20 protein-coding genes are annotated in these 20,822 nt (G+C 63.2%); 8 read left to right on the top strand and 12 right to left on the bottom strand.

Features of this window, described 5'->3' with window-relative positions; all coding sequences use genetic code 11:
* Positions 1-313: 313 nt before the first annotated feature.
* The 5 genes from ccoG to AB6Q56_RS00680 all read left to right on the top strand — a co-directional run bounded on the left by ccoG (position 314) and on the right by AB6Q56_RS00680 (position 4,464).
* Positions 314-1,729: a cytochrome c oxidase accessory protein CcoG gene (gene ccoG / locus AB6Q56_RS00700; protein WP_434515297.1), complete on the top strand. Its 1,416-nt coding sequence runs from the start codon at positions 314-316 to the stop codon at positions 1,727-1,729.
* A gap of 161 nt (positions 1,730-1,890) precedes the next feature.
* Positions 1,891-2,934 carry an inorganic phosphate transporter gene (locus tag AB6Q56_RS00695; protein ID WP_434515296.1) on the top strand — a complete coding sequence of 348 codons (1,044 nt, stop codon included), beginning with the start codon at positions 1,891-1,893 and terminating at the stop codon, positions 2,932-2,934.
* Complete coding sequence (locus tag AB6Q56_RS00690; RefSeq protein ID WP_434515295.1) at positions 2,931-3,575, top strand: DUF47 domain-containing protein; 645 nt, start codon at positions 2,931-2,933, stop codon at positions 3,573-3,575. The genes AB6Q56_RS00695 and AB6Q56_RS00690 overlap by 4 nt, the downstream gene beginning before the upstream one ends.
* An 84-nt stretch (positions 3,576-3,659) precedes the next feature.
* On the top strand, positions 3,660-3,896 hold the full coding sequence (locus tag AB6Q56_RS00685) for a hypothetical protein (RefSeq protein WP_434515294.1): 237 nt from the start codon (positions 3,660-3,662) through the stop codon (positions 3,894-3,896).
* A 10-nt stretch (positions 3,897-3,906) separates the two neighbouring features.
* The gene (locus tag AB6Q56_RS00680; RefSeq protein WP_434515293.1) at positions 3,907-4,464 is read left to right on the top strand and encodes a 1-acyl-sn-glycerol-3-phosphate acyltransferase; all 558 of its coding nucleotides are present in this window, start codon (positions 3,907-3,909) and stop codon (positions 4,462-4,464) included.
* A 3-nt stretch (positions 4,465-4,467) separates the two neighbouring features.
* Here AB6Q56_RS00680 and AB6Q56_RS00675 read toward each other — a convergent pair whose 3' ends face one another.
* Genes AB6Q56_RS00675 through AB6Q56_RS00650 form a run of 6 tightly spaced genes read right to left on the bottom strand, consistent with a single transcriptional unit; the run spans position 4,468 to position 9,154 of the window.
* Positions 4,468-4,683: an RNA-binding S4 domain-containing protein gene (locus AB6Q56_RS00675; RefSeq protein WP_434515292.1), complete on the bottom strand. Its 216-nt coding sequence runs from the start codon at positions 4,681-4,683 to the stop codon at positions 4,468-4,470.
* Entirely contained in the window at positions 4,680-5,330 is a 651-nt protein-coding gene (locus AB6Q56_RS00670; RefSeq protein ID WP_434515291.1) for a LutC/YkgG family protein, read from the bottom strand. The genes AB6Q56_RS00675 and AB6Q56_RS00670 overlap by 4 nt, the downstream gene beginning before the upstream one ends.
* A complete protein-coding gene (locus AB6Q56_RS00665) occupies positions 5,327-6,238 on the bottom strand; it encodes a D-2-hydroxyacid dehydrogenase (protein WP_434517106.1) in 912 nt (303 codons plus the stop codon). Before AB6Q56_RS00665 ends, AB6Q56_RS00670 begins: the two co-directional genes overlap by 4 nt.
* Positions 6,239-6,282: 44 nt before the next feature.
* Entirely contained in the window at positions 6,283-6,981 is a 699-nt protein-coding gene (locus tag AB6Q56_RS00660) for an aldehyde dehydrogenase family protein (RefSeq protein WP_434515290.1), read from the bottom strand.
* Positions 6,982-6,983: 2 nt separating this feature from the next.
* Entirely contained in the window at positions 6,984-8,429 is a 1,446-nt protein-coding gene (locus AB6Q56_RS00655) for a lactate utilization protein B (protein ID WP_434515289.1), read from the bottom strand.
* Complete coding sequence (locus tag AB6Q56_RS00650; RefSeq protein ID WP_434515288.1) at positions 8,426-9,154, bottom strand: (Fe-S)-binding protein; 729 nt, start codon at positions 9,152-9,154, stop codon at positions 8,426-8,428. The genes AB6Q56_RS00655 and AB6Q56_RS00650 overlap by 4 nt, the downstream gene beginning before the upstream one ends.
* Positions 9,155-9,285: 131 nt before the next feature.
* Between AB6Q56_RS00650 and AB6Q56_RS00645 the strand changes: the two genes are divergently transcribed.
* Positions 9,286-10,014: an IclR family transcriptional regulator gene (locus AB6Q56_RS00645; RefSeq protein ID WP_434517105.1), complete on the top strand. Its 729-nt coding sequence runs from the start codon at positions 9,286-9,288 to the stop codon at positions 10,012-10,014.
* 65 nt (positions 10,015-10,079) lie between these two features.
* On the opposite strand, the gene pbpG is transcribed toward AB6Q56_RS00645, so the two are convergent.
* Both pbpG and AB6Q56_RS00635 read right to left on the bottom strand, forming a co-directional pair.
* Positions 10,080-11,189: a D-alanyl-D-alanine endopeptidase gene (gene pbpG, locus AB6Q56_RS00640; protein ID WP_434515287.1), complete on the bottom strand. Its 1,110-nt coding sequence runs from the start codon at positions 11,187-11,189 to the stop codon at positions 10,080-10,082.
* Between the two features lie 102 nt (positions 11,190-11,291).
* Positions 11,292-13,571: an NADP-dependent malic enzyme gene (locus AB6Q56_RS00635; protein WP_434515286.1), complete on the bottom strand. Its 2,280-nt coding sequence runs from the start codon at positions 13,569-13,571 to the stop codon at positions 11,292-11,294.
* A 246-nt stretch (positions 13,572-13,817) separates the two neighbouring features.
* Between AB6Q56_RS00635 and AB6Q56_RS00630 the strand changes: the two genes are divergently transcribed.
* Entirely contained in the window at positions 13,818-15,662 is a 1,845-nt protein-coding gene (locus tag AB6Q56_RS00630) for a phosphoenolpyruvate carboxykinase (GTP) (RefSeq protein WP_434515285.1), read from the top strand.
* A 62-nt stretch (positions 15,663-15,724) separates the two neighbouring features.
* On the top strand, positions 15,725-16,915 hold the full coding sequence (locus AB6Q56_RS00625; RefSeq protein ID WP_434515284.1) for a pyridoxal phosphate-dependent aminotransferase: 1,191 nt from the start codon (positions 15,725-15,727) through the stop codon (positions 16,913-16,915).
* Here the strand turns inward: AB6Q56_RS00625 and ampD are convergent.
* Genes ampD through AB6Q56_RS00605 form a run of 4 tightly spaced genes read right to left on the bottom strand, consistent with a single transcriptional unit; the run spans position 16,892 to position 20,614 of the window.
* Positions 16,892-17,458, bottom strand: a complete 567-nt coding sequence (gene ampD / locus AB6Q56_RS00620; protein WP_434515283.1) for a 1,6-anhydro-N-acetylmuramyl-L-alanine amidase AmpD — start codon at positions 17,456-17,458, stop codon at positions 16,892-16,894. The two genes, AB6Q56_RS00625 and ampD, sit on opposite strands and share 24 nt — an antisense overlap.
* Complete coding sequence (locus AB6Q56_RS00615; RefSeq protein ID WP_434515282.1) at positions 17,458-18,813, bottom strand: sigma-54-dependent transcriptional regulator; 1,356 nt, start codon at positions 18,811-18,813, stop codon at positions 17,458-17,460. The genes ampD and AB6Q56_RS00615 overlap by 1 nt, the downstream gene beginning before the upstream one ends.
* A complete protein-coding gene (locus tag AB6Q56_RS00610; protein WP_434515281.1) occupies positions 18,771-20,384 on the bottom strand; it encodes a sensor histidine kinase in 1,614 nt (537 codons plus the stop codon). Before AB6Q56_RS00610 ends, AB6Q56_RS00615 begins: the two co-directional genes overlap by 43 nt.
* A complete protein-coding gene (locus tag AB6Q56_RS00605; RefSeq protein WP_434515280.1) occupies positions 20,381-20,614 on the bottom strand; it encodes a PP0621 family protein in 234 nt (77 codons plus the stop codon). The genes AB6Q56_RS00610 and AB6Q56_RS00605 overlap by 4 nt, the downstream gene beginning before the upstream one ends.
* Positions 20,615-20,822 lie beyond the last annotated feature (208 nt).

Below are 20,822 nucleotides of genomic sequence, written 5' to 3'. Positions count from 1 at the left end.
CACAAGCCACCCTGCCAACACAAGTACCACGCTCTCGAGCAACGACAGGGCATTGATTTAATGGAACTTAGCAAAGCCAATGGCGACAGGCATGCATCTTGATAAGAAGCCCGGCGGAAACCGGCGAAAGGCTGCACCCGACGCGCTCCTCAGCACGCGCAAGGACAACCATGGGCGGCATCGAAAATCCAACTGGCGGCATATCCCCCTTAGTTCGCCCCGCAGGCAAGCTTGATGCGGCCAGTTGGCTCCGATATCGCCCATCCCGGTTTCCACCCCGATTCATAACCAGCCCCACGCCAAACGAGGACCGATGAGCCAGCCCGAAGCCACCACGCAACCGGAGAACGTTGTCAAAGTCTCCTTTTACGAAAAGCGCAAGAAGATATTCGCCAAGGGCATCCGAGGCTATTTCGACAACTGGCGGATCGCCCTCGTCCTCCTCACCCAGGCCATCTTCTACGGCGGCCTGTGGCTGGAATGGAACGGACGACAGGCCATCCTGCTGCACCTGGTCGAGCGCAAGTTCTATATCTTCGGCGTCGTTTTCTGGCCGCAGGACGTGATCTACCTCGCCGCCCTGCTGATCGTTTCGGCCTACGCCCTGTTTCTCGTCACCGCCATCGCCGGACGCCTGTTCTGCGGCTACGCCTGCCCGCAAACGGTCTACACCGAACTTTTCATGTGGATCGAAAACTGGATCGAAGGCGACCGCAACGCCCGCATCAAACTCGACAAGGCCCCGCTCGACGCGCGCAAGCTGAGAATCCGGGGGATCAAGCACGCGCTTTGGCTGCTGCTCTCTCTGTGGACGGGCTTCACGCTGGTCGGCTATTTCACGCCAGTCAGCGAACTGATCAACAACGTGCGGACCGGCAACCTCGGCCCGTGGGAAACCTTCTGGATCTTCTTCTACGGCGGCTTCACCTACCTGATGGCCGGCTTCATGCGCGAACAGGTCTGCAAGTACATGTGCCCCTACGCCCGCTTCCAGAGCGTGATGTTCGACCCGGATACGCTGATCATCACCTACGACCCGGAACGCGGCGAAACGCGCGGGGCGCGCAAGAAGGGTGTCGACGCCAAGGCTGCGGGGCTGGGGGACTGCGTGGACTGCGGCCTATGCGTCCAGGTCTGCCCGACCGGCATCGACATCCGCAACGGCCTGCAGTACGAGTGCATCGGCTGCGCCGCCTGCATCGACGTCTGCGACCAGGTGATGGACAAAACCGGCCAGCCGCGCGGCCTGGTGCGTTACTCGACCGAAAACGCGATGTCGCAGCACCTCGACCGCAAGGCCATCCTGGCCCATATCGTTCGCCCGCGCATCCTGCTGTACTCGGCCATCCTGGCGATCATTCTCGGCGCCTGCGCCTGGTTCCTGGCGAACCGGATTCCGCTCAAGGTGGACATCATCCGCGACCGTTCGATACTGGCCCGCGAAGCCGACGACGGCCGCATCGAAAACGTCTACATGCTGCAGATCATGAACACCGAGGAGCGCCCCCACCGCTACCGCATCAGCGTAGACGGCCTGCCCGGCGCCGAGATTGCCGGAAATCCGGAGGTCGACGCCGCAGCGGCCGGGCTGACCTCACATAACACCATCGTCCGCGTGCCGCCCGATGCCGGCAAGGTCGGCTCCAACCCCATTCACTTCGATATCGTCGCCGTCGACAACCCCGACATCAAGGTCCGGGAAAAAGCTGCTTTCCTCCTGCCCCAGTAGCACCGAGGCAGACTCCGCTTGGGCGGGAGGCGATCTCCCGCCCTTTTTTCGTCTCGCGAGAGCGCAACCATGCCTGGCGCAAACGCCACAGCACAACGCCTTCTTCGGCGATATACTGAAAAAAATAACCGGAGACAACGCCCTCACCGGGATCGATGCGCATGGACACGATCTTCCTGCTCGCTGTCGTCACTGTCGTCGTCGTGTTGGTGTTCGACTACACCAACGGCTTCCACGACGCCGCCAACATCGTCGCCACGGTCATCGCATCGCGTGCGATGACGCCGGCCCAGGCGGTAATCATCGTCGGCGTCTTCGAATTTCTCGGCCCCTTGCTGGGCGGCACCGCCGTCGCCAACACCATCGGCAAGTTCGTCGTCCTTGACGGCGTTCTCCCCATCCTCTCCCTTTCCATCCTGCTGTGCGGGCTGATCGGCGCCATCACCTGGAATCTCGCCACCTGGTACTTCGGCATCCCGTCGTCGTCGTCGCACGCGCTGGTCGGCGGGCTGATCGGCGCCATCGTCGTTTCGGTGGGTGCCGACCATGTCCTCTGGGGCTTTGGCGAACTGGCCGCCGGACACCTGACCGGCATCGTCAAGGTACTCGCCGCCCTGATCCTGTCGCCGCTGATCGGCTTCTGGGTCGGTTTCCTCATCCACCGCCTGCTCCACGCCCTGCTCATGGCCGCCAACCCGGCCGCCAACGCCCGCCTGCGCGGCCTGCAGTTCGTCACCGCGGCCGGCCTGGCCTTCTCGCATGGCGCCAACGACGCCCAGAAGAGCATGGGCATCCTGACCCTGGTCCTCGTGCTCGGCGGCTTCATCCCGTCGTTCGAAGTCCCCTTCTGGGTCATGCTCGCCTGCGCCTCGGCGATTACCCTCGGCATCCTCTCCGGCGGCTGGCGCATCGTCCGTACACTGGGCTTCGCCATTTATCGCGTGCGCCCCATCCACGCCCTCGGTTCGCAACTGACCTCGGCAGCCGTCATCATGGCCGCCTCGGCTGTCGGGGCACCGGTATCGACCACCCATGTCGTCGCCACCTCGATCATGGGGATAGGCGCCTCGGAACGCCCACGTGCCGTGCGCTGGGCCAAGGCAAAGGACATCGCCACCACCTGGCTGATCACCATTCCCGGCGCGGCCATTGTCGCCATTCAGGCCTACGCGCTGGTTCATCTCTTTCTCGGAGGCACGCCATGAGCGATGAAAAACGACAATCGATCGTCAGCCGCCTGTTCGAACGGGTCTTTCCGAAAATGCCCGATTTTTTCAGCCTGCTCGCCGAGCAATGCCAAAACGTCGCCCAGACCGCCGGGCGCCTGGTCGAATTCATGGAAACAGGGGACCCCGCCGTCGGCCAGAGCATTCGCCAGGATGAGCACGACGCCGATCGCATCAAGATACGCAACCTGCACACGCTGAATGAGGCCTTCTCGACGCCGATCGACCGCGAGGACATCTACCGCGCGATCGTCGATCTCGACGAAATCGTCAATTACTGCAAGAGCACGGTCAGCGAGATGGAGGTTCTCGGCCTCGCCCCCGACAAGCACTGCCTGGAAATGGCCATGCACATCAAGCTGGGCACCGACGCGCTGGTCCAGGGCTACTCCCGATTGGCGAAGGCCCCCCAGGCCGCTGCAGCCGATGCCGACACTGCGCGCAAGGCCGAACGCAGGGTGGAAAAGAACTACCGCCGCGCCATCTCCGAACTGTTCGTCGGCGACGACTACATCCACATGTTCAAGCGCCGCGAAATCTACCGGCATCTTTCCAACGCCGCCGATCGCATGGCCAACTGTGCCAATACCCTGCACGACATCGTGGTCAAGATGTGCTGACGACCGTTAAAAGGAACACGGAAAAAGACATGGAAGGCCTCCTACAATAGCACCTGCAAAGACGGGGCAGAGGGGAATTGGGGCATGGAAAAGGAACAAAAGGCACGCGCGACGAGCGACCGTCGCGACGACGATTGCGGGCCGCCCAGCGGCTGGAAGGAACGTCGGCGAACGCCCGAACGACGCATTCCGTCCGTCGAGGAAACCGACATGACGGAAGCTGAATGGATCAGCTACTTCGGCGCAAAGGAATCCGCCCCGGCGCCATCCGCCGAGGCCCATGAAATCGCCGCCGAAATACTCGGCAAGGCACGCCGCTGAAGCCCTCCCCATGCTGCAAGCACTTGCACGCCTGCTCCTCGGAGCGCTCGGCTGGCGCCTGATCGAGCCGATGGAACGTCCGAGCAGGATGCTGATCCTGGCCTACCCCCACACCTCCAACTGGGATGCGCTGTATGCCCTGCTCACCGGCCTGTGCCTCGGGTTACGCGCCAACTGGGCGGCCAAGGACAGCCTGTTTCGCTGGCCCCTGGGCGGCATTTTGAAGAAGCTGGGCGGCATTCCCGTCAATCGGCGGCAGCGCACCGGCTTTGTCGAGCAGATGACCGAACGCTTTGCCGGCGATGTGCATTGCGCGCTGATCATGGCCCCGGAAGGCACCCGCCGCCGGACGGACGGCTGGAAAAGCGGCTTCTACCGGATCGCACTGGCCTCCCAGGTTCCCGTCGCCCTCGGTTTTGTCGACTACGCACGGCGCGAAGCCGGCATACTCGCCTACATTACCCTGAGCGGCGATCCGGTCGCCGATATCGCCACGCTGGCCAAGCATTACGCCGGCCGCTCGGGCAAGCACCCCGAGCTCGCCTCGCCGGTGTGCTGGCTGGACTAGCGCCTACTCGGCAACGAGTTCCACCGCTTCGCCGGCGAACTGAACCGCCTGCCCCGGCCGCAGCTTCGCCCGCTTGCGCGTATCGACCGTTCCGTCGACCTTGACTCGCCCTTCAGCAATGGCCGCGTGAGCGGCGCCACCGGATTCGCACAGGCCGGTGGCTTTGAGCAGTTGGTCGAGCTGGATAAATTCGCCGCGTACGGCAAAACGGATGGTCATGACGAGGTTCCGATCAGGATCAGATGTACGCGGCAAGGCCCGTGGGCGCCGAGGACGATGGTTTGTTCGATGTCGCCGGTCCGCGACGGGCCGGAAACGAAGTTGATGGCCCGCGGGATCTCGCCCCGCTCGGCCCGCAGCAGGGCAAAGGCGTCTTCCATCGTGGCAACGACGCGAGACGCGTCGACCAGCGCAATGTGGGTTTCCGGCAGCAGGCTGACCGTGGCCGGAGAGTCCGGCGCGGAGAGCAGCATCAGCGTCCCCGTTTCGGCCACCGCGCAAAAGCAGGCAGTTACGCCAACCCGGTCGGCATCTGCCGCCGCACGTGCCGTGCCCCGTACGCCGTGAGCGATCCAGTTCAGGGCAGCAACATCCGGGGTCATGACGACCTCCGTACCCAGATTCTGCGCGGCGAGGTAGCGCGCCACGGCAGCCGGCACCGCGCCACGATCGGCAACCGCCTCGACGGTGCTGGACAGGCTTTCCGCCTTGTTCCGGAAACGTTCGAGCAAGTCGCCCGCCAGAGCGGGCTGCGGCCCTCGCGTTCGCGCCGTCAGCCAGGCTTGCGCGTCGATCTTGCGCTGGGCAAAGTCGCCCTTGCCGACGCCCTTGCGGACACGCCCGAGAATTTCGTCCCTGGCCGTCATGCCACCCGGTTCCTCGGTGATCCCGCCGCGAAGGCTTCGATATTGTCGATGAGCTGATCGGCCAGCGCCTGCATGGCCGGTCGGCTGGACCATGCCACATGCGGCGTCAGCAGGAAGTTGGGCAAGGCCAGCAGCGCCGGATCGACCAAGGGATGATCGTCGGCCGGCGGCTCGGCGGTGAGCACGTCGAACCCGGCGCCGCCTATCCATCCTTCCCGCAGCGCACGCGCCAGTGCCGCTTCATCGACAATGCCACCACGCGCCGTATTGATGAGCAGCGCCGAAGGGCGCATGGCCCGCAGCTCGGCCTCACCGATCAGCCCCCGCGTCTCGGGCGTCAGCGGGCAATGCAGGCTGATCGCATCGGCCTGCGCCAGCACTTCTTCGAAGGCCGTATAGCCGGCGCGAACGCTGGCAGCCCCCTTGCGCTCGGCGAGCAGGACGCGCATCCCGAAAGCCTCGGCCAGGCGGGCGACGCCATGGCCGAGCGTGCCGCTGCCGATCAAACCCAAGGTCGCCCCATGCAGGTCGCGGATCGGGTGGTCAAACAGGCACCACTGGCCGGATTGTTGCCACCCTCCGGCAATCAGGGTCTCGCGCCAGGCGACGAGATTGCGGGAGAGTGCGAGCAGCAGCGACATGACATGCTCGGGCACGGTATGCACCGCATAGCCCCGGATATTCGAGACGACGATACCGCGCGCCTTGCACGCCTCCAGGTCGACGCAATTCGTGCCGGTCGCCGCGACGGCGATCATCTTCAGATCGGGCAAGCGCCCGATCGTCGCGGCGTCGAGCACCACCTTGTTGATGAGGGCCACATCCGCCCCCAGCAGGCGCACGACGACCTCCTCGGGGCGCGTCTTGCCGTACTCGACCCAGTCGTGGGCAAAGCCCGGACGACGCATGCCGGGAATGACGAAATCGCCTTCGAGCTGGACGATGCGCACGCTCAGGCCGCCTTCATCTCGAAGGCTTTGCCGACGGCCTCGGCCATCGCGCCTACTTGCGCCCCGAGCGTGGCATTGCCGCAATAGAGCAGGCGATCAACGGCGCTGGCACACAAGCCCTCGACGGCGGCGGAGTCCCCTTGCAACAGGTTCACCACGCCAGCCGGCCACTCCTCGCGAGCGGTCAGTTCGCACAGGGCAAACACCGCCGACGGCGCCTTGGGACTCGGCTTGACGACCAGCGTGGCACCCGCCATCAGGGCAGGCGCCATGACTTCGGCAAAGCCGGCCAGCGGGCGGCTGGCATCAAGCACGATGCCGAGCACGCCGGTCTGCCCGACCGTGGCCCCGCGCAGTGCAGCGACCGCCTCGCCGACTTCGGCCGTCGCCCGTGCTTCGTCGAAGCCGCACTCCTGGATCAGCAACTTGGCGAAATGACCGGCATAGCGATCGAGCCCTTGGGCGAGCCGCTCCAGGCAGACGCGGCGGGCCGGCATGCCCATCATCGCCCACTCCGGTTGCGCAGCCTGCGCGGCTTTCACGGCCTCAGCGGCCTCCTCGCCACCGCATAATGGCACACGCCGCAGCGCTTCACCGGTCGCCGGGTTGGTGACGGTAAAAAACGCCGGGGTGACGGTCAAAAAGGCGTGACCGTTAACCCACATGGGGATGGCCATCGGGCCGTCGGGGGCAAATTCCATGCTCAAGCTCGCTTTCTTGCTTTGTAGAGTTCGTTGAATGTTCGGCCGGAGGCGACCGGCAGATCGCGCCCGGCGGTCCACCCAGGCGCCAGGCCGAAGATACGGATACGGCCATCATCGCCGGCCAACCAGTTCAGGTAACGCACCGCACGGCGCATCACCCAGCCGTAGAGCGCGGGGCGGGCGGCCACCCACGCCCAGGCCTTGAGCGCCAGGCGCTCGGACCAAGGGCGCAAACCGCGCTCGACCTGTTCCTCGCGCAGTCGGTGCATCAGTTTGGGTAGCGGAATGCGCACCGGGCAAACGCTACCGCACTGGTTGCAGCCGGTGGAGGCGTGCGGCAGGTCGAGGGCGTTCTCGATTCCCGTGTAGAGCGGCGTCAGCACCGAGCCCATCGGGCCGGGGTAGACCCAGCCGTAGGCGTGGCCGCCGAGCGAAAAATACACCGGGCAATGATTCATGCAGGCGCCGCAGCGGATGCAGCGCAGCATGTCCTGATAGGCCGAGCCGAGCAGATTGGCGCGGCCATTGTCGACCAGGATGAATACCGTCTTTTCCGGGCCGTCCCGGTCGCCTTCCCGCTTCGTTCCGGTCAGTAGCGACACGTAGTTGGAAATGCTCTGGCCGGTCGCCGAGCGCGGCAGCAGGCGCATCAGCGTCGCGAAATCCTCCAGCGTCGGAATCACCTTCTCGATACCGGTGACCACCACATGCACCTTGGGCAGGGTCGTCACCATACGGCCGTTGCCCTCGTTGGTGACCAGCGCCGCCGTCCCGGTTTCGGCAATCAGGAAATTGGCGCCGGAAATGCCCATTTCCGCCGTCAAAAAGTGCTGGCGCAGCACTGCGCGCGCCTCGCGGGTCATGTCCGGGATGTCGGCCGAGGTGCGCGTTTCGATGGGACGGCCATGCTCGGCCGCAAACAGGGCCTCGACCTCTTCGATCGTCTTGTGCACCGCCGGCGCGATGATGTGTGACGGCGTTTCGCCAGCCAGCTGGACGATGTACTCGCCAAGATCGGTCTCCACCGGCCGGATGCCGGCAGCGGACAGCGCCTCGTTAAGGTGCGCCTCTTCAGAGAGCATGGACTTCGACTTGGTGGCCTTGGTCACACCGTGACGGCGGGCAATATCGACGACCAGCCGACCGACCTCCTCGCCATCGCGCGCCCACAGCACCTCGGCGCCGCTCGCTGTGGCCCGTTCCTCGAAAATATCGAGCCAGACATCGAGATCGGCCAGCGTCCGGTTGCGTATGCCCTCGCAAGCGCTGCGCAGGCTCTCGAATTCGAGGCCATCGTCGGCCAGCGCCGCGATGCCCTTGGCCCGCTTGCCGACAAACAAGGGCTTGGCTTTCTGCAAGGCCCGCTGCAGGACAGGATTACGCACCTTCTCGCCAGCCCGTGCCTGGAAATGCATGGCCTGCGAATGTTTTGCGGCAGCACTCACGCGTCGCCCCCGGCCAGCACCTCGGCGATGTGCAAAACGCGCGTCGTTTCGTCGCCGCGCCGACGCAGCCGGCCCTCGATATTCATCAGGCAGCCCAGATCGCCGCCGACGACGGCATCCGCCCCGGCGCCGGCAATCGCATCGCATTTGCGGTCGACAATCCGGGTCGATACATCACCAAATTTCACCGAAAAGGCACCGCCGAAGCCGCAGCATTCCTCGCAATCGCCCATCTCCTTGAGCGCCAGGCCCGGCACGCGCTGCAGCAAGTCGCGCGGCTGCCGCTTGATACCGAGACCGCGCAAACCCTTGCATGAATCGTGATAGGTCACGCTGCCGTCGAAAGCACCGGGGACGGCCGACACCTTGAGGACATCGACCAGAAAACTGGTCAGTTCATAAGCCCGCCCGGCGAGTGCCCGGGCGCGCGGCCCCCACTCCGGATCATTGGCAAAGAGTTGCGGATAAACATTACGCAACTGGTCGGCACACGAACCAGAGGGGATGACCACATAGTCGAAAGTCTCCAGCTCGACGACGGCCTTCTTCGCCAAGCCTTCGGCAGTGGCGCGCTCGCCCGCGCTCCAGGCCGGCTGGCCGCAGCAGGTTTGTCCTTCAGGAACAATCACTTCGCAGCCGGCTTCCTCAAGCAGGCGCAACGAGGCGAATCCGACCGACGGTCGCATGAGGTCGACCAGACAGGTGACGTAGAGAGCTAAGCGCATGCTAATATTGCGGCGCACAAGAAAAGTGAAGTGGCTAATGCTACTCAAACCACACCAATAAAGGAATCCAGTTGTCCGAAGCAGCCAACGGATCCGGCAAAGCCCCCGGATCCATCCAGGTCATCGAGCGCATGATGTCGTTGCTCGACGCGCTCGCCGCATCGCCCGATGCCGCCAGCCTGAAACATTTGGCACTCGCCACCGAACTCCACCCGTCGACAGCGCACCGCATTCTGGCAGCCATGACTGCCGCCCGCTTTGTCGAACGTCAAGACACCGGCTCTTACCGCCTCGGTATCCGCCTGCTCGAGCTGGGCAATATCGTCAAGTCGCGCATCAACGTCCGTGAGGTCGCCCTGCCTTACATGCAGGAATTGCATGAACGCATCGGCGAGGCGATCAATCTCGGCACCCGCCACGACGACGAAATCGTCTATCTCGAACGCACCTCATCGGGCCGCGCCCTGGTGCGCGTGGTCTATCTGGTCGGCGGCCGGGCACCGCTGCACCTGACTTCGCTGGGCAAGCTTTTCCTCGCCACCGACGGCCCCCAACGGGTTCGCGACTATGCCAAGCGCACCGGCCTGCCCGGCAAGACGCCGCACTCGCTGACCTCGCTGGCCGCGCTGGAAAAAGAACTCGACAAGGTCCGCCGTCATGGCATCGCCTACGACGACGAAGAAGCCGAACTCGGCCTGAAGTGCGTCGCTGCGCCAATCCACGACGACGAAGGTAGCATCGTTGCGGCACTCTCGGTGTCTGCGCCAGCCGACCGGCACGACCCGGACTGGGCGCTGCAGGTCAAGACCACGGCCGACGCCGTATCCCAGGCGCTCGGCTATACCGGCTTGCGCAAGTAAGTTCGTAGCCGCTCCGACATGAAAAAGGCCGCTTGCAAGCGGCCTTTTTGCTAACTAGAGGCCAATCAGGCCTTGCGGCGATCCGCCGCCAGCGACGCGCTTTCCATCCAGCGCTTGATCCGTTGTGCGTCACCGACGCGGGTCATCTTGCCGACCGAATCGAGCAGCACGATGACGACCGGTTTGTCGGCGACACGTGCCTGCATGACCAGACAGCGGCCAGCCTCGGAAATATAACCGGTCTTGGAAACGCCAATCTCCCAGTTGTCGCTGCGTACCAGCGCATTGGTATTGTGGAAATCGCGAATGCGGCCATTCAGCTCGACCTTGGCTTCGGCAGTCGTCGAATACTGACGAATTTCCGGATAGCGCGCAGCAGCGGCAACCATGCGCGCCAAGTCATGCGCTGTCGACACATTATTGCTCGACAGGCCAGTCGGCTCCTCGAAGCGCGAGTGGTACATGCCCAAGGCATGGGATTTCTTGTTCATGGCCTGCACGAAGGCAGGCAATCCGCCAGGATAGTGGCGGCCCAGCGCATTGGCGGCGCGGTTTTCCGACGACATCAAGGCCAGCAGCATGGCCGCTTCACGGGTCATCGTGGTTCCCACCGGTAGGCGCGAACGCGTTCCCTTCAGGCCATCGACATCCTCTTCGCTGATGGAGATAACCTCCTGCAGGTCGAGTTTGGCATCGAGCACGACCATGGCCGTCATCAATTTGGAAATCGACGCGATGGGAACCACGGCATCGGGCTGCTTTTCGATCAGCGGTTGACCGCTGGTCTGATCAATCACCAGCGCGGAAGCTGAATACAACGCCAGGCGACGCGGATCGACATCCAGTTCGGACATCGCAACATGGCGAACCGGCTTGGCCTGAGGTTTGGAGGCGAGCGAAGCCGACTTGCCCGAGGGTTTTGCCGCCCCCGCAACCGCCTGCCGTTTCGAGGAGTTGGCTGAAACCGCCTGGCTTTGCGCGGCCTTGCCCGCTGATTTGGACAGCGACCTACCGGTGGACTTGCCGGTTGAAGCAGCCGCCACAGGCGCTTTCTTGGCTGCCTTTTTCTGGGCGCCCTGTTCGACCTTCTTGGTCTGCGCCGCAAGAACGGGGGCTTGCACGCACAACCCCAGGACAGCGCCGACCAGCAAGGCAGATTTCAATTTTCGCATCATTCAACATCCCCTGCCAATTGCGGCAATTTTACCCCAGTTTAGCAGGAGACGAAGAATTTTCAATAAAAATAAATAGATACAAAAACAAATTAAAGCAATAACTTACCCCGCATCAACCACAGTCAGGGCCGTCATATTTACAATTCGACGCACTGTGGCGGTCGGCGTCAATATGTTCACCGGTTTTGCGGCGCCGAGCAGGATGGGGCCTACAGTCAGGTTGTCACCGGCAGCCACCTTGAGCAGGTTGAACGAGATGTTGGCGGCATCGAGCGTCGGCATCACCAGCAGGTTGGCCTGCCCCTTGAGGCGGGAGTTCGGGAAGGCCTTCAGGCGAATCTGCTCGTCGAGCGCCGCATCGCCGTGCATTTCGCCCTCGACTTCCAATTCCGGAGCGCGCTGATTGAGTTGCGACAGCACCTCGCGCATCTTCAACGACGTCGGCGTATCCTCGGTACCGAAGGTCGAATGCGACAGCAGGGCCACCTTGGGCGTGATGCCGAAATTGCGGATTTCCTCGGCCGCCAGCAGCGTCATCTCAGCCAACTGATCGGCGCTCGGGTCGTAGTTCACGTAGGTGTCGCCGATGAATACCGTGCGCTCCGGCAGCATCAACAGGTTCATTGCGTAGTAGCGATCGTGGCTGGCCCGCATGCCAATCACGCTCTGCACATATTCGCGGTGCGTTTCGTGGCGACCGAAGGTGCCGCAAATCAGCCCATCGGCGTAACCCAGATGAACCATCAGCGAACCGTACAGCGTATTGCGGCGACGTACTTCACGACGGGCGAACTCGGGCGAAACGCCCTTGCGCTCCATCAGGCGGTGATAGGTCGTGCAGAATTCCTCGTAATGCGCATCGAAGAAGGCGCAATTCTCGGAATGCACCACCTCGAAATCCTCGCCTTCGCGGATGCGCAGGCCGGCTTCCTCAATACGGCGGTTGATCTCGGCATGGCGACCGATCAGCACCGGCCAGGCGATGCCTTCATCACGCACCACCTGCACGGCACGCAACACGCGCTCATCCTCGCCTTCTGCGAAGACGATGCGCTTGGGCGCCAGCTTGGCCTGCGAGAACACCGGCTTCATGATCATGCCGGAGTGGTAGACGAATTCGTTCAGGCTCTGGATATAGGCATCCCAGTCGGTGATCGGACGGGTGGCGACGCCGGAATCCATGCCGGCCTTGGCCACAGCCGGGGCGATCTTGACGATCAGGCGATGATCGAAGGGCTTGGGAATCAGATATTCCGGACCGAAACCGGAGATCTTCTCACCATAGGCGGACGCCACGACTTCCGACTGCTCGGCGCGGGCCAGTTCGGCGATCGCCTTGACCGCCGCCATCTTCATTTCCTCGGTGATGGTCGTCGCACCAACATCGAGCGCACCACGGAAGATGAAAGGGAAGCAGAGGACGTTGTTGACCTGGTTTGGGTAGTCCGAACGACCGGTGCAGATGATCGCGTCATCGCGGACGGCCTTGACCAGTTCAGGGGAAATTTCCGGCGTCGGGTTGGCCAGCGCCATGATCACCGGGGTCGGGGCCATCTTGGCGACCATGTCCTGCTTGAGGACGCCACCGGCGGAGAGACCGAGGAAGACGTCGGCCCCCTCAATCACTTCGCCCAACGTGCGGGCGTCGGTCTTCTTGGCGTAGCGGGCCTTGATCTCATCCATTTCCTCGACGCGACCTTCATAGACCACGCCCTTGATGTCGGTGACCCAGATGTTTTCGACCGGAGCACCAAGCATGACCAGCAGGTCGAGACAGGCGAGCGCAGCAGCGCCAGCACCCGAGGTGACGATCTTGACCTTGGACAGGTCCTTGCCGATCAGGTGCAGGCCATTGAGGATGGCGGCGCCGACGACGATGGCGGTGCCGTGCTGGTCGTCGTGGAAGACGGGAATCTTCATGCGCTCGCGTAGCTTCTTCTCGATATAGAAGCACTCGGGCGCCTTGATGTCTTCCAGGTTGATACCGCCGAAGGTCGGTTCGAGCGAGGCGATGGTGTCGATCAGCTTGTCCGGGTCGCGCTCCTCGATTTCAAGGTCGAAAACGTCGATATTGGCGAACTTCTTGAACAGCACGCCCTTGCCTTCCATGACCGGCTTGGCGGCCAGCGGACCGATGGGGCCGAGGCCGAGGACGGCCGTGCCGTTGGTAATGACGCCGACCAGATTGGCGCGCGAGGTCAGCGTGCTGGCTTCGGACGGATCGGCGACGATCTCTTCACAGGCGTAGGCTACGCCCGGCGAATAGGCCAGCGACAGGTCGTACTGGTTGGTCAACTGCTTGATCGGCGTGACCGCGATTTTCCCTGGCTTCGGCTGGCGGTGATAGTAAAGCGCTGCTTCACGTAACTGGCGAGGATCCATTTTGTCTCCGTTTTACATTATGAAATGCCATCTCGAATTATGGAATATCTTAGCATGCCAAACGTGAAATTCCACACTATCGGATATCACGTAGCCCGCCAAGTCAAGTAGATGTTTACCCTAATTTGATGCATAATTACGCGCTTCCCAGCCGACGGCCTCCAGCCGCTCGAAGTCTTGGTGGCAGCTCCCGGCGACTGGCGTGAAACCTAGCTTTATCAGCAACTTAGAGAGAGACATATCGCCATGACCGCACCGCTGAACGCGCCCGATTACGTCAAACACGAAGGCCTGAAAAAATGGGTCGCCGAAATCGCCGCCCTGACCCAACCTGACCGTATCCACTGGGCCGATGGCACGCAGGAAGAATATGACCGCCTGTGCGCCGAAATGGTCAAGGCCGGCACCCTGATCAAGCTCAACGAACAAAAGCGCCCGAACTCCTACCTCGCCTTCTCCGACCCGTCCGACGTTGCCCGCGTCGAAGACCGCACCTACATCTGCTCCGAGAAGAAGGAAGACGCCGGCCCGACCAATAACTGGGAAGAGCCCGCCAAGATGCGCGAAACCCTCAACGGCCTGTTCAAGGGCTGCATGAAGGGCCGCACCATGTACGTCATCCCGTTCTCGATGGGCCCGCTCGGTTCGCCGATCGCCCACATCGGCGTCGAGATTTCCGACTCCGCCTACGTCGTCGTCAACATGCGCACCATGACCCGCATGGGCAAGGCCGTGCATGACGTGCTCGGCACCGATGGCGAATTCGTACCCTGCGTGCATACCGTCGGCGCCCCGCTCGAAGCCGGCCAGCAGGATGCCAAGTGGCCGTGCAACCCGACCGTCAAGTACATCGTGCACTACCCGGAAACCCGCGAAATCTGGTCCTACGGTTCCGGCTATGGCGGCAACGCCCTGCTCGGCAAGAAGTGCTTTGCCCTTCGCATCGCCTCCACCATGGCCCGCGACCAGGGTTGGCTGGCCGAACACATGCTCATCCTCGGCGTCGAATCGCCGGAAGGTGAAAAGTCCTACGTCGCTGCTGCCTTCCCGTCGGCCTGCGGCAAGACCAATTTCGCCATGCTGATCCCGCCGAAGACCCTCGACGGCTGGAAGATCACCACCATCGGCGACGACATCGCCTGGATCAAGCCGCGCGTCGACAAGGATGGCGTCACCCGCTTCTACGCCATCAACCCGGAAGCAGGTTTCTTCGGCGTCGCCCCGGGCACCAGCGAGAAGACCAATTTCAACGCCCTGGCCACCCTGAAGGAAAACATCATCTTCACCAACGTCGCGCTGACTGACGATGGCGACGTGTGGTGGGAAGGCCTGACCAAGCAGGCGCCGGATCACCTGATCGACTGGCAGGGCAACGACTGGACGCCGGAAGACGGCAAGGCCGGCAAGAAGGCGGCCCACGCCAACTCCCGCTTCACCGCCCCGGCCGGCCAGTGCCCGTCCGTCGATGCCGCCTGGGAAGATCCCGCCGGCGTGCCGATTTCCGCCTTCATCTTCGGTGGCCGCCGTGCCACCACCGTGCCGCTGGTCTACCAGGCCTTCAACTGGAACTATGGCGTCTACATGGCCGCTACCCTCGGTTCCGAAACCACCGCTGCTGCCTTCGGCCAGCAGGGCGTCGTCCGTCGCGATCCGTTCGCCATGCTGCCGTTCTGCGGCTACCACATGGGTGACTACTTCAACCACTGGCTGCGCATGGGCAAGACCGTCGATGCCACCCCGAAGATCTTCTGCGTGAACTGGTTCCGCATGAACGAGAAGGGCGAATTCATGTGGCCGGGCTTCGGCGACAACATGCGCGTCCTGAAGTGGATCGTCCAGCGTTGCAAGGGCACCGTCGCCGCCAAGGAAACCGTCCTCGGCTGGATGCCGAAGTTCGAGGATATCGACTGGACCGGCCTGGAAATCAACAAGGACGAGTTCGAGGCGCTGACGACCATCGACGCCGATGCCTGGAAGTCTGAACTGGCAGGCCACAAGGAGTGGTTCGACAAGATGGGCGAAAAGATGCCGCGCGAACTCGTGCTCAAGCGCGAACTGTTCGAAATGGGCATTTTCAAGGACGCTGCCTGATCATCGCCTGAGCGATAATGCAACGGCCACCTCCGGGTGGCCGTTTTTATTTGAGGATTGCCATGACCTACCGCCCCGCCCGCCGCCTGGCTGATATCGAGCCTTTTCACGTCGTCGAGTTGCTAACCCGGGCCCGACAACTGGAAAGCGGAGGACACGACATCATCCACATGGAAGTGGGCGAACCCGACTTTCCGACGCCCGAGCCGATTGCCCGCGCCGCCATACGCGCCATCGAAGGCGGCAAGACACTCTATACGCAGGCCCTCGGCCTGCCTGAGTTGCGCGCTGCAATCTCGACCTTCTATCGCGAACGCTACGGGGTTGCCGTACCGGCCGGCCGCATTGCCATTACCAACGGCGCCTCGGGCGCGCTGAACCTAGCCTTCGCCGCGCTCGCCAACCCCGGCGACGAATGGCTGCTGGCCGACCCCGGCTACCCGTGCAACCGCCACATCCTGCGCACGTACGAAGGCTGCCCGGTCAGCATCCCGGTCGGCCCGGAGAGCAATTTCCAACCGACACCGGCCATGCTTCGCCAGTACTGGACCGACAAGACAGCCGGGCTGCTCGTCGCCTCGCCGGCTAATCCGACCGGCACCCTGCTGACGCTCGCCCAGATCGAGGCGCTGGCCGCCACATGCCGGGAGCTGCAGGGCCACTTCATCGTCGACGAGATTTATCACGGCCTGACCTACGCCCCGAAGGAAGCCCCCGAGGGGAATGAAACGGACGCACCGACTGCCTGCGCCGCCGGCAACGACATCTGGGTCATCAACAGCTTCTCCAAATACTTCCAGATGACCGGCTGGCGCCTCGGCTGGATGGTCATTCCGGAAACCTATGTGCGCGACGTGGAGAAACTCGCGCAGAACCTGACGCTCTGCCCGTCCACCCCTGCCCAGCATGCCGCACTCGCCGCTTTCGAACCGGAAACGATTGCCATCCTGGAGGAGCGCCGCGCCGAATTTCGTCGCCGCCGCGATTTCCTGGCCCCCGCCCTCGAAGCACTCGGCTTGCGCGTCACGGCCCGCCCGGAAGGTGCGTTCTATCTGTATTGCGACTGTTCGGCCTTGTCCGACGACAGCTACACGCTGGCCCGCGACCTGCTGGAAAAGGCCGGCGTCGCGGCGACACCGGGACTGGACTTCGGTAGCAACGCCCCGGAGAAACACATCCGCTTCGCCTACACCACGCAAATACCGCGGCTGGCCGAAGCCGTCGAGCGCCTAGGCCGTTACTTCGGGCGGTAAGGCCAGGTCGGGATGGCGGGCGACCAGCGCCGCCCAGTCGAAATGCGACCCCGGGTCGGTCTTGCGCCCCGGCGCCACATGGCTGTGCCCGGCAACGGCGGTCAGCGGGTAGCGCTCGCGCAAGGCTTCCAGCAGCGACCACAGTGCCACGTACTGCTCGGGCGCGAACGGCGTCGTGTCGGCGCCTTCGAGTTCGATACCCACGGAATAGTCGTTGCAATTGGCGCGTTCGCACCAGCACGACTGACCTGCGTGCCAGGCGCGCCGGTCACAGCCGACGAACTGGATGACCCGTCCGTCGCGCCGGACGTAGAAATGGGCCGACACCTGCACATCGGCGATGGTCGCGAAATAGCTATGCGCATTGCGGTCGAGCCGGTTCAGAAAGAAGTCCTCAACCCAGTTGCCGCCGAACTGATCCGGCGGCAAGCTGATATTGTGGATCACGACCAGCGACACCTCGGCATCGGCCGGGCGTTCACCAAAGTTGGGCGAAGGCAGCCAGTCGACACCTTCCAGCCACCCGTCGTCCCGCCAGGCCATCAGTCGATACCCAGGCGTTCAAGGCGATAGCGCATCGAGCGGAAGGTTACGCCAAGCAGGCGCGCCGCCGCCGTGCGATTGCCTTCGGCCTTCTGCAGCGCCTCAAGGATAGCTTGGCGCTCCAGGCGATTCAGGTAATCGTCGAGCGTTTCGCTACCCCTGCCCTGGGCTTCGCCCTCGTGTATTTCCTCCGGGCCAAGATGCAGGTCGTCGACCTCGATGCTATCGTCGGAACACAGTGCAGTCGCCCGCTCGAGGATGTTTTCCAGCTCCCGTACGTTGCCGGGAAACGAATAGAACTGCAGCGCCTTGAGCGCGCCGCTCGACAGCCGCGGCGGCGTGTCGCCGAAAACCCGGCGCAAGATGGCCTCGAGCAGCGGCGGAATATCCTCCAGCCGCTCGCGCAGGGGCGGCATGCGTAGTTCGATGACATTCAGGCGGTAGTACAAATCCTGGCGGAAGGCCCCTCTGTCCACCAACTCGCGCAGATTCTTGTGCGTCGCGCAGATAATGCGGACATCGACCGGCTCTTCGGTCACGCTGCCAACCTTGCGCACCCGTTTTTCCTGGATGGCGCGCAGCAGCTTGACCTGCATGGCGAGCGGCAGGTCGGCCACTTCGTCGAGAAAGAGGGTGCCGCCGCTGGCTGCCTGGAAGAAACCTTCCCGATCATCCTGCGCGCCGGTAAAGGCGCCCTTGCGGTAGCCGAAGAACTCGCTTTCCATCAGGTTTTCGGGGATGGCGCCACAGTTCACCGGCACGAATGGGCTGGCCGCGCGTGCACTGCGGCCGTGGATCAGGCGCGCCGCCAGTTCCTTGCCGCTACCCGACTCGCCGGAGATGTAGATCGGTGCCTGGCTGCGCGCCAGTTTCTCGATCATCGTCCTCACCTGCTGCATGGCCGGCGAATCGCCGATCAACGCCTGCAAGGGGTTGGCCTCGTCCTGGCTGCCGCCCGGCAGGCGCAGCGCCGACTTGATCAGCGCCCGCAACTGCTCCAGCCCGACCGGTTTGGCCAGGTAATCGAAAGCGCCGGCCTTCAGCGCGGCGACCGCATTCCCCGCGCTGCCAAAGGCAGTGATCACGGCAACCGGTGTCTGCGGGCAGTGCTCGGTGATGTAGCGAACGATCTCCAGCCCCTCGCCGTCCGGCAGCCGCATATCGGTCAGGCACAGCTGAAAATCGCCAGCCTCCAGCGCCGCCCGCGCCTCGGCGACCGAGCCGGCGCATTCCGTGGCCAGCCCCATCCGGGCAAGTGTCAGATCAATCAGTTCGCGGATGTCGGCCTCGTCGTCAACGACGAGCACCCGGCTCATTTCGCCGCGGGGGCGTCGTTCGGATTTGGCAGCTGACACGTGTCGTTTCTCCCTGCAACAATAAAATGCGCCCCCTGGTCCGCAACCAGCAGCTCAAGGCTCGCGCCGTTGGTGGCGCACAATTCCCGGGCAATGAAAAGCCCGAGGCCGGTTCCTTGCGTATGCGTCGTGAAGAAGGGCTCGAAAATCTGCTCGCGCACGGACTCCGGAATGCCCTGGCCATCGTCGATCACGTGCAATTCTACTCGCCCCGGCGTCGCGCCGTTCTGAAACACCACGCGAACCGCCCCCGGCCCGCCTGTCGAGTGGCGGACAGCATTGCTGACAAGATTCCACAGCACCTGGTGCAAGTGCGAACGATCGAAGCAGATACTGAAATCGTCGCGCACCTCAAGCACAACCACGCCATCGGGAAGACTGTCGCAACCCGCCAACTCATCCAGGAAAGCAACGCAAAAGGCTTCGACGGCCAGGGTTTCCGGCTCCGCCCGGTTTTGGCGGCCGAGCTCCAGAACATCCTTGACGATGCGATCAAGGCGGATCACGTTGTCGTTCAGTATCCGCAGCAGGCGATCCTGCATTTCGCCCCGGCGCTCCTCACGCAGCAGTTCGCCGGCATGACCGATGGCCGACAGCGGATTGCGGATTTCGTGGGCGATGCTCGCCGTCAGGCGCCCCAACGAAGCCAGCTTGAGCTGCTGCGCCCGCTCCTTGATGCGCCCAAGATCCTCCAGAAAGATCAGGATCTCGCCATCAGAACTACTGGTGGATTCGAAGCGCGCATGCAAGTCGCGACCGCCCGCCCGGGCAAAGTTCAACTGGCCGATCTTTCCCGTACCACGCCAGGCGGCCAAGGCGTCGGCCAGGACGCCTGAGGACTCGGCCAACGGCGCCGGAACACCGGTATCCGGCAGACCGAGCATTTCCTGTGCGATGGGATTACAGCGGATTACCTCGCCATCCCGACCGACAATCACAACGCCGTGCTGAACCCGCTCGACAACCCGCTGGCTGATCAGTATCTGGTTTTCCAAGGCCACGCCCCGGCGCCGGGCCAGATCTTCGTTGATCATCACGCGCTGGCCGAGCAAGCGCGCCAGAACAGCTGTGGCGAAAAAACCGGCGGAAATGAGGCCGGCCTGGACGATGGTCGCCGGTTCGAACTGCTCGGCGAGGATGCCGTAGGACTGCATCAGCAGTACCGCCAGGGTGGCAATGGCCGCGTAGAACAGCACCAGGCGCCCGCGCCCGACCAGGCTGGCCGCAGCCAGGGAGACCAGCAGCAGGATACCCAGCCCGCTGCCGACGCCGCGCGCCTGCAGCATCAAGGCCGTGACAACCGCAATATCGATCATCACCTGCGCCGAGAGCTGCTTGTTGAAATGCTGCTGCCAGTGCGTTGCCAGGAGCAGGCCGCCCAAGGTTGCCGACAGGTAGAAAGCCGTCAGCACCAGAATCGGCGATGTCGGCAGGAGATTGAGACGGGCGGTCCATTCGTTGGGAAAAAGCAGCGCCAGGCAAAATAGCAGTGCAAGAACCAGCCGATACAGATTGAAATACTGAAAGGAGCGCCAGTTGGCCTCCCAGGTCGACGAGAGCCAGTCGGTCATCGACGCTCGGCCGATCGGCCCTGTGCGCGGTGCGCCTCGCAGCAATACGCCTGCCCGCCCTCGGAAATGCTGTCGCTTTCCGGCAAGTAAACCCCGCACTGCGCGCAGCTGACCATTTTTTCCGCATCCGGCGACGCCGGCCGCGCCGGCGGCACGTCGGCTGAGGCCTTGCGCTTCGACCAAACCCACCAGATCACTGCAAACAGCCCGAACAACAACAGATATTTCATCGCATATCCCACTGTGCGGCCAAACACCCAGCCATTGGCCTCGGATGCAAACCCCGCTCGCAAGCAAGCGGCTGCACGCCTCGCCCGACAAGCATATCCAGCACGCAACAGATCATTGAATTCAAATACTTGGAAGAAAATTTACCAAGAGCGGAAATGAATCTACCACACTTCACCCATTCGCCTGGAGCGGCTCCGAGCCGCAACG

Source organism: Dechloromonas sp. ARDL1 (assembly GCF_051122455.1).
In the GTDB taxonomy this organism is placed as follows: Bacteria; Pseudomonadota; Gammaproteobacteria; order Burkholderiales; family Rhodocyclaceae; genus Azonexus.
The sequence above is the reverse complement of the archived record's forward strand: the minus strand, read 5'-3'. Positions and strand labels throughout refer to the sequence as shown.

What these genes read in the sequence shown, in the direction of transcription:
- AB6Q56_RS00665 (WP_434517106.1), bottom strand. Translation starts at nt 6,238, where the DNA reads ATGCGTCGTCCGGGCTTTGCCCACGACTGGGTCGAGTACGGCAAGACG.
- pbpG (WP_434515287.1), bottom strand. Translation starts at nt 11,189, where the DNA reads ATGATGCGAAAATTGAAATCTGCCTTGCTGGTCGGCGCTGTCCTGGGG.
- AB6Q56_RS00690 (WP_434515295.1), top strand. Translation starts at nt 2,931, where the DNA reads ATGAGCGATGAAAAACGACAATCGATCGTCAGCCGCCTGTTCGAACGG.
- ccoG (WP_434515297.1), top strand. Translation starts at nt 314, where the DNA reads ATGAGCCAGCCCGAAGCCACCACGCAACCGGAGAACGTTGTCAAAGTC.
- AB6Q56_RS00605 (WP_434515280.1), bottom strand. Translation starts at nt 20,614, where the DNA reads ATGAAATATCTGTTGTTGTTCGGGCTGTTTGCAGTGATCTGGTGGGTT.
- AB6Q56_RS00645 (WP_434517105.1), top strand. Translation starts at nt 9,286, where the DNA reads ATGATGTCGTTGCTCGACGCGCTCGCCGCATCGCCCGATGCCGCCAGC.
- ampD (WP_434515283.1), bottom strand. Translation starts at nt 17,458, where the DNA reads ATGGCCTGGCGGGACGACGGGTGGCTGGAAGGTGTCGACTGGCTGCCT.
- AB6Q56_RS00675 (WP_434515292.1), bottom strand. Translation starts at nt 4,683, where the DNA reads ATGACCATCCGTTTTGCCGTACGCGGCGAATTTATCCAGCTCGACCAA.
- AB6Q56_RS00660 (WP_434515290.1), bottom strand. Translation starts at nt 6,981, where the DNA reads ATGGAATTTGCCCCCGACGGCCCGATGGCCATCCCCATGTGGGTTAAC.
- AB6Q56_RS00685 (WP_434515294.1), top strand. Translation starts at nt 3,660, where the DNA reads ATGGAAAAGGAACAAAAGGCACGCGCGACGAGCGACCGTCGCGACGAC.
- AB6Q56_RS00610 (WP_434515281.1), bottom strand. Translation starts at nt 20,384, where the DNA reads ATGACCGACTGGCTCTCGTCGACCTGGGAGGCCAACTGGCGCTCCTTT.
- AB6Q56_RS00695 (WP_434515296.1), top strand. Translation starts at nt 1,891, where the DNA reads ATGGACACGATCTTCCTGCTCGCTGTCGTCACTGTCGTCGTCGTGTTG.
- AB6Q56_RS00650 (WP_434515288.1), bottom strand. Translation starts at nt 9,154, where the DNA reads ATGCGCTTAGCTCTCTACGTCACCTGTCTGGTCGACCTCATGCGACCG.
- AB6Q56_RS00670 (WP_434515291.1), bottom strand. Translation starts at nt 5,330, where the DNA reads ATGACGGCCAGGGACGAAATTCTCGGGCGTGTCCGCAAGGGCGTCGGC.
- AB6Q56_RS00630 (WP_434515285.1), top strand. Translation starts at nt 13,818, where the DNA reads ATGACCGCACCGCTGAACGCGCCCGATTACGTCAAACACGAAGGCCTG.
- AB6Q56_RS00635 (WP_434515286.1), bottom strand. Translation starts at nt 13,571, where the DNA reads ATGGATCCTCGCCAGTTACGTGAAGCAGCGCTTTACTATCACCGCCAG.
- AB6Q56_RS00680 (WP_434515293.1), top strand. Translation starts at nt 3,907, where the DNA reads ATGCTGCAAGCACTTGCACGCCTGCTCCTCGGAGCGCTCGGCTGGCGC.
- AB6Q56_RS00625 (WP_434515284.1), top strand. Translation starts at nt 15,725, where the DNA reads ATGACCTACCGCCCCGCCCGCCGCCTGGCTGATATCGAGCCTTTTCAC.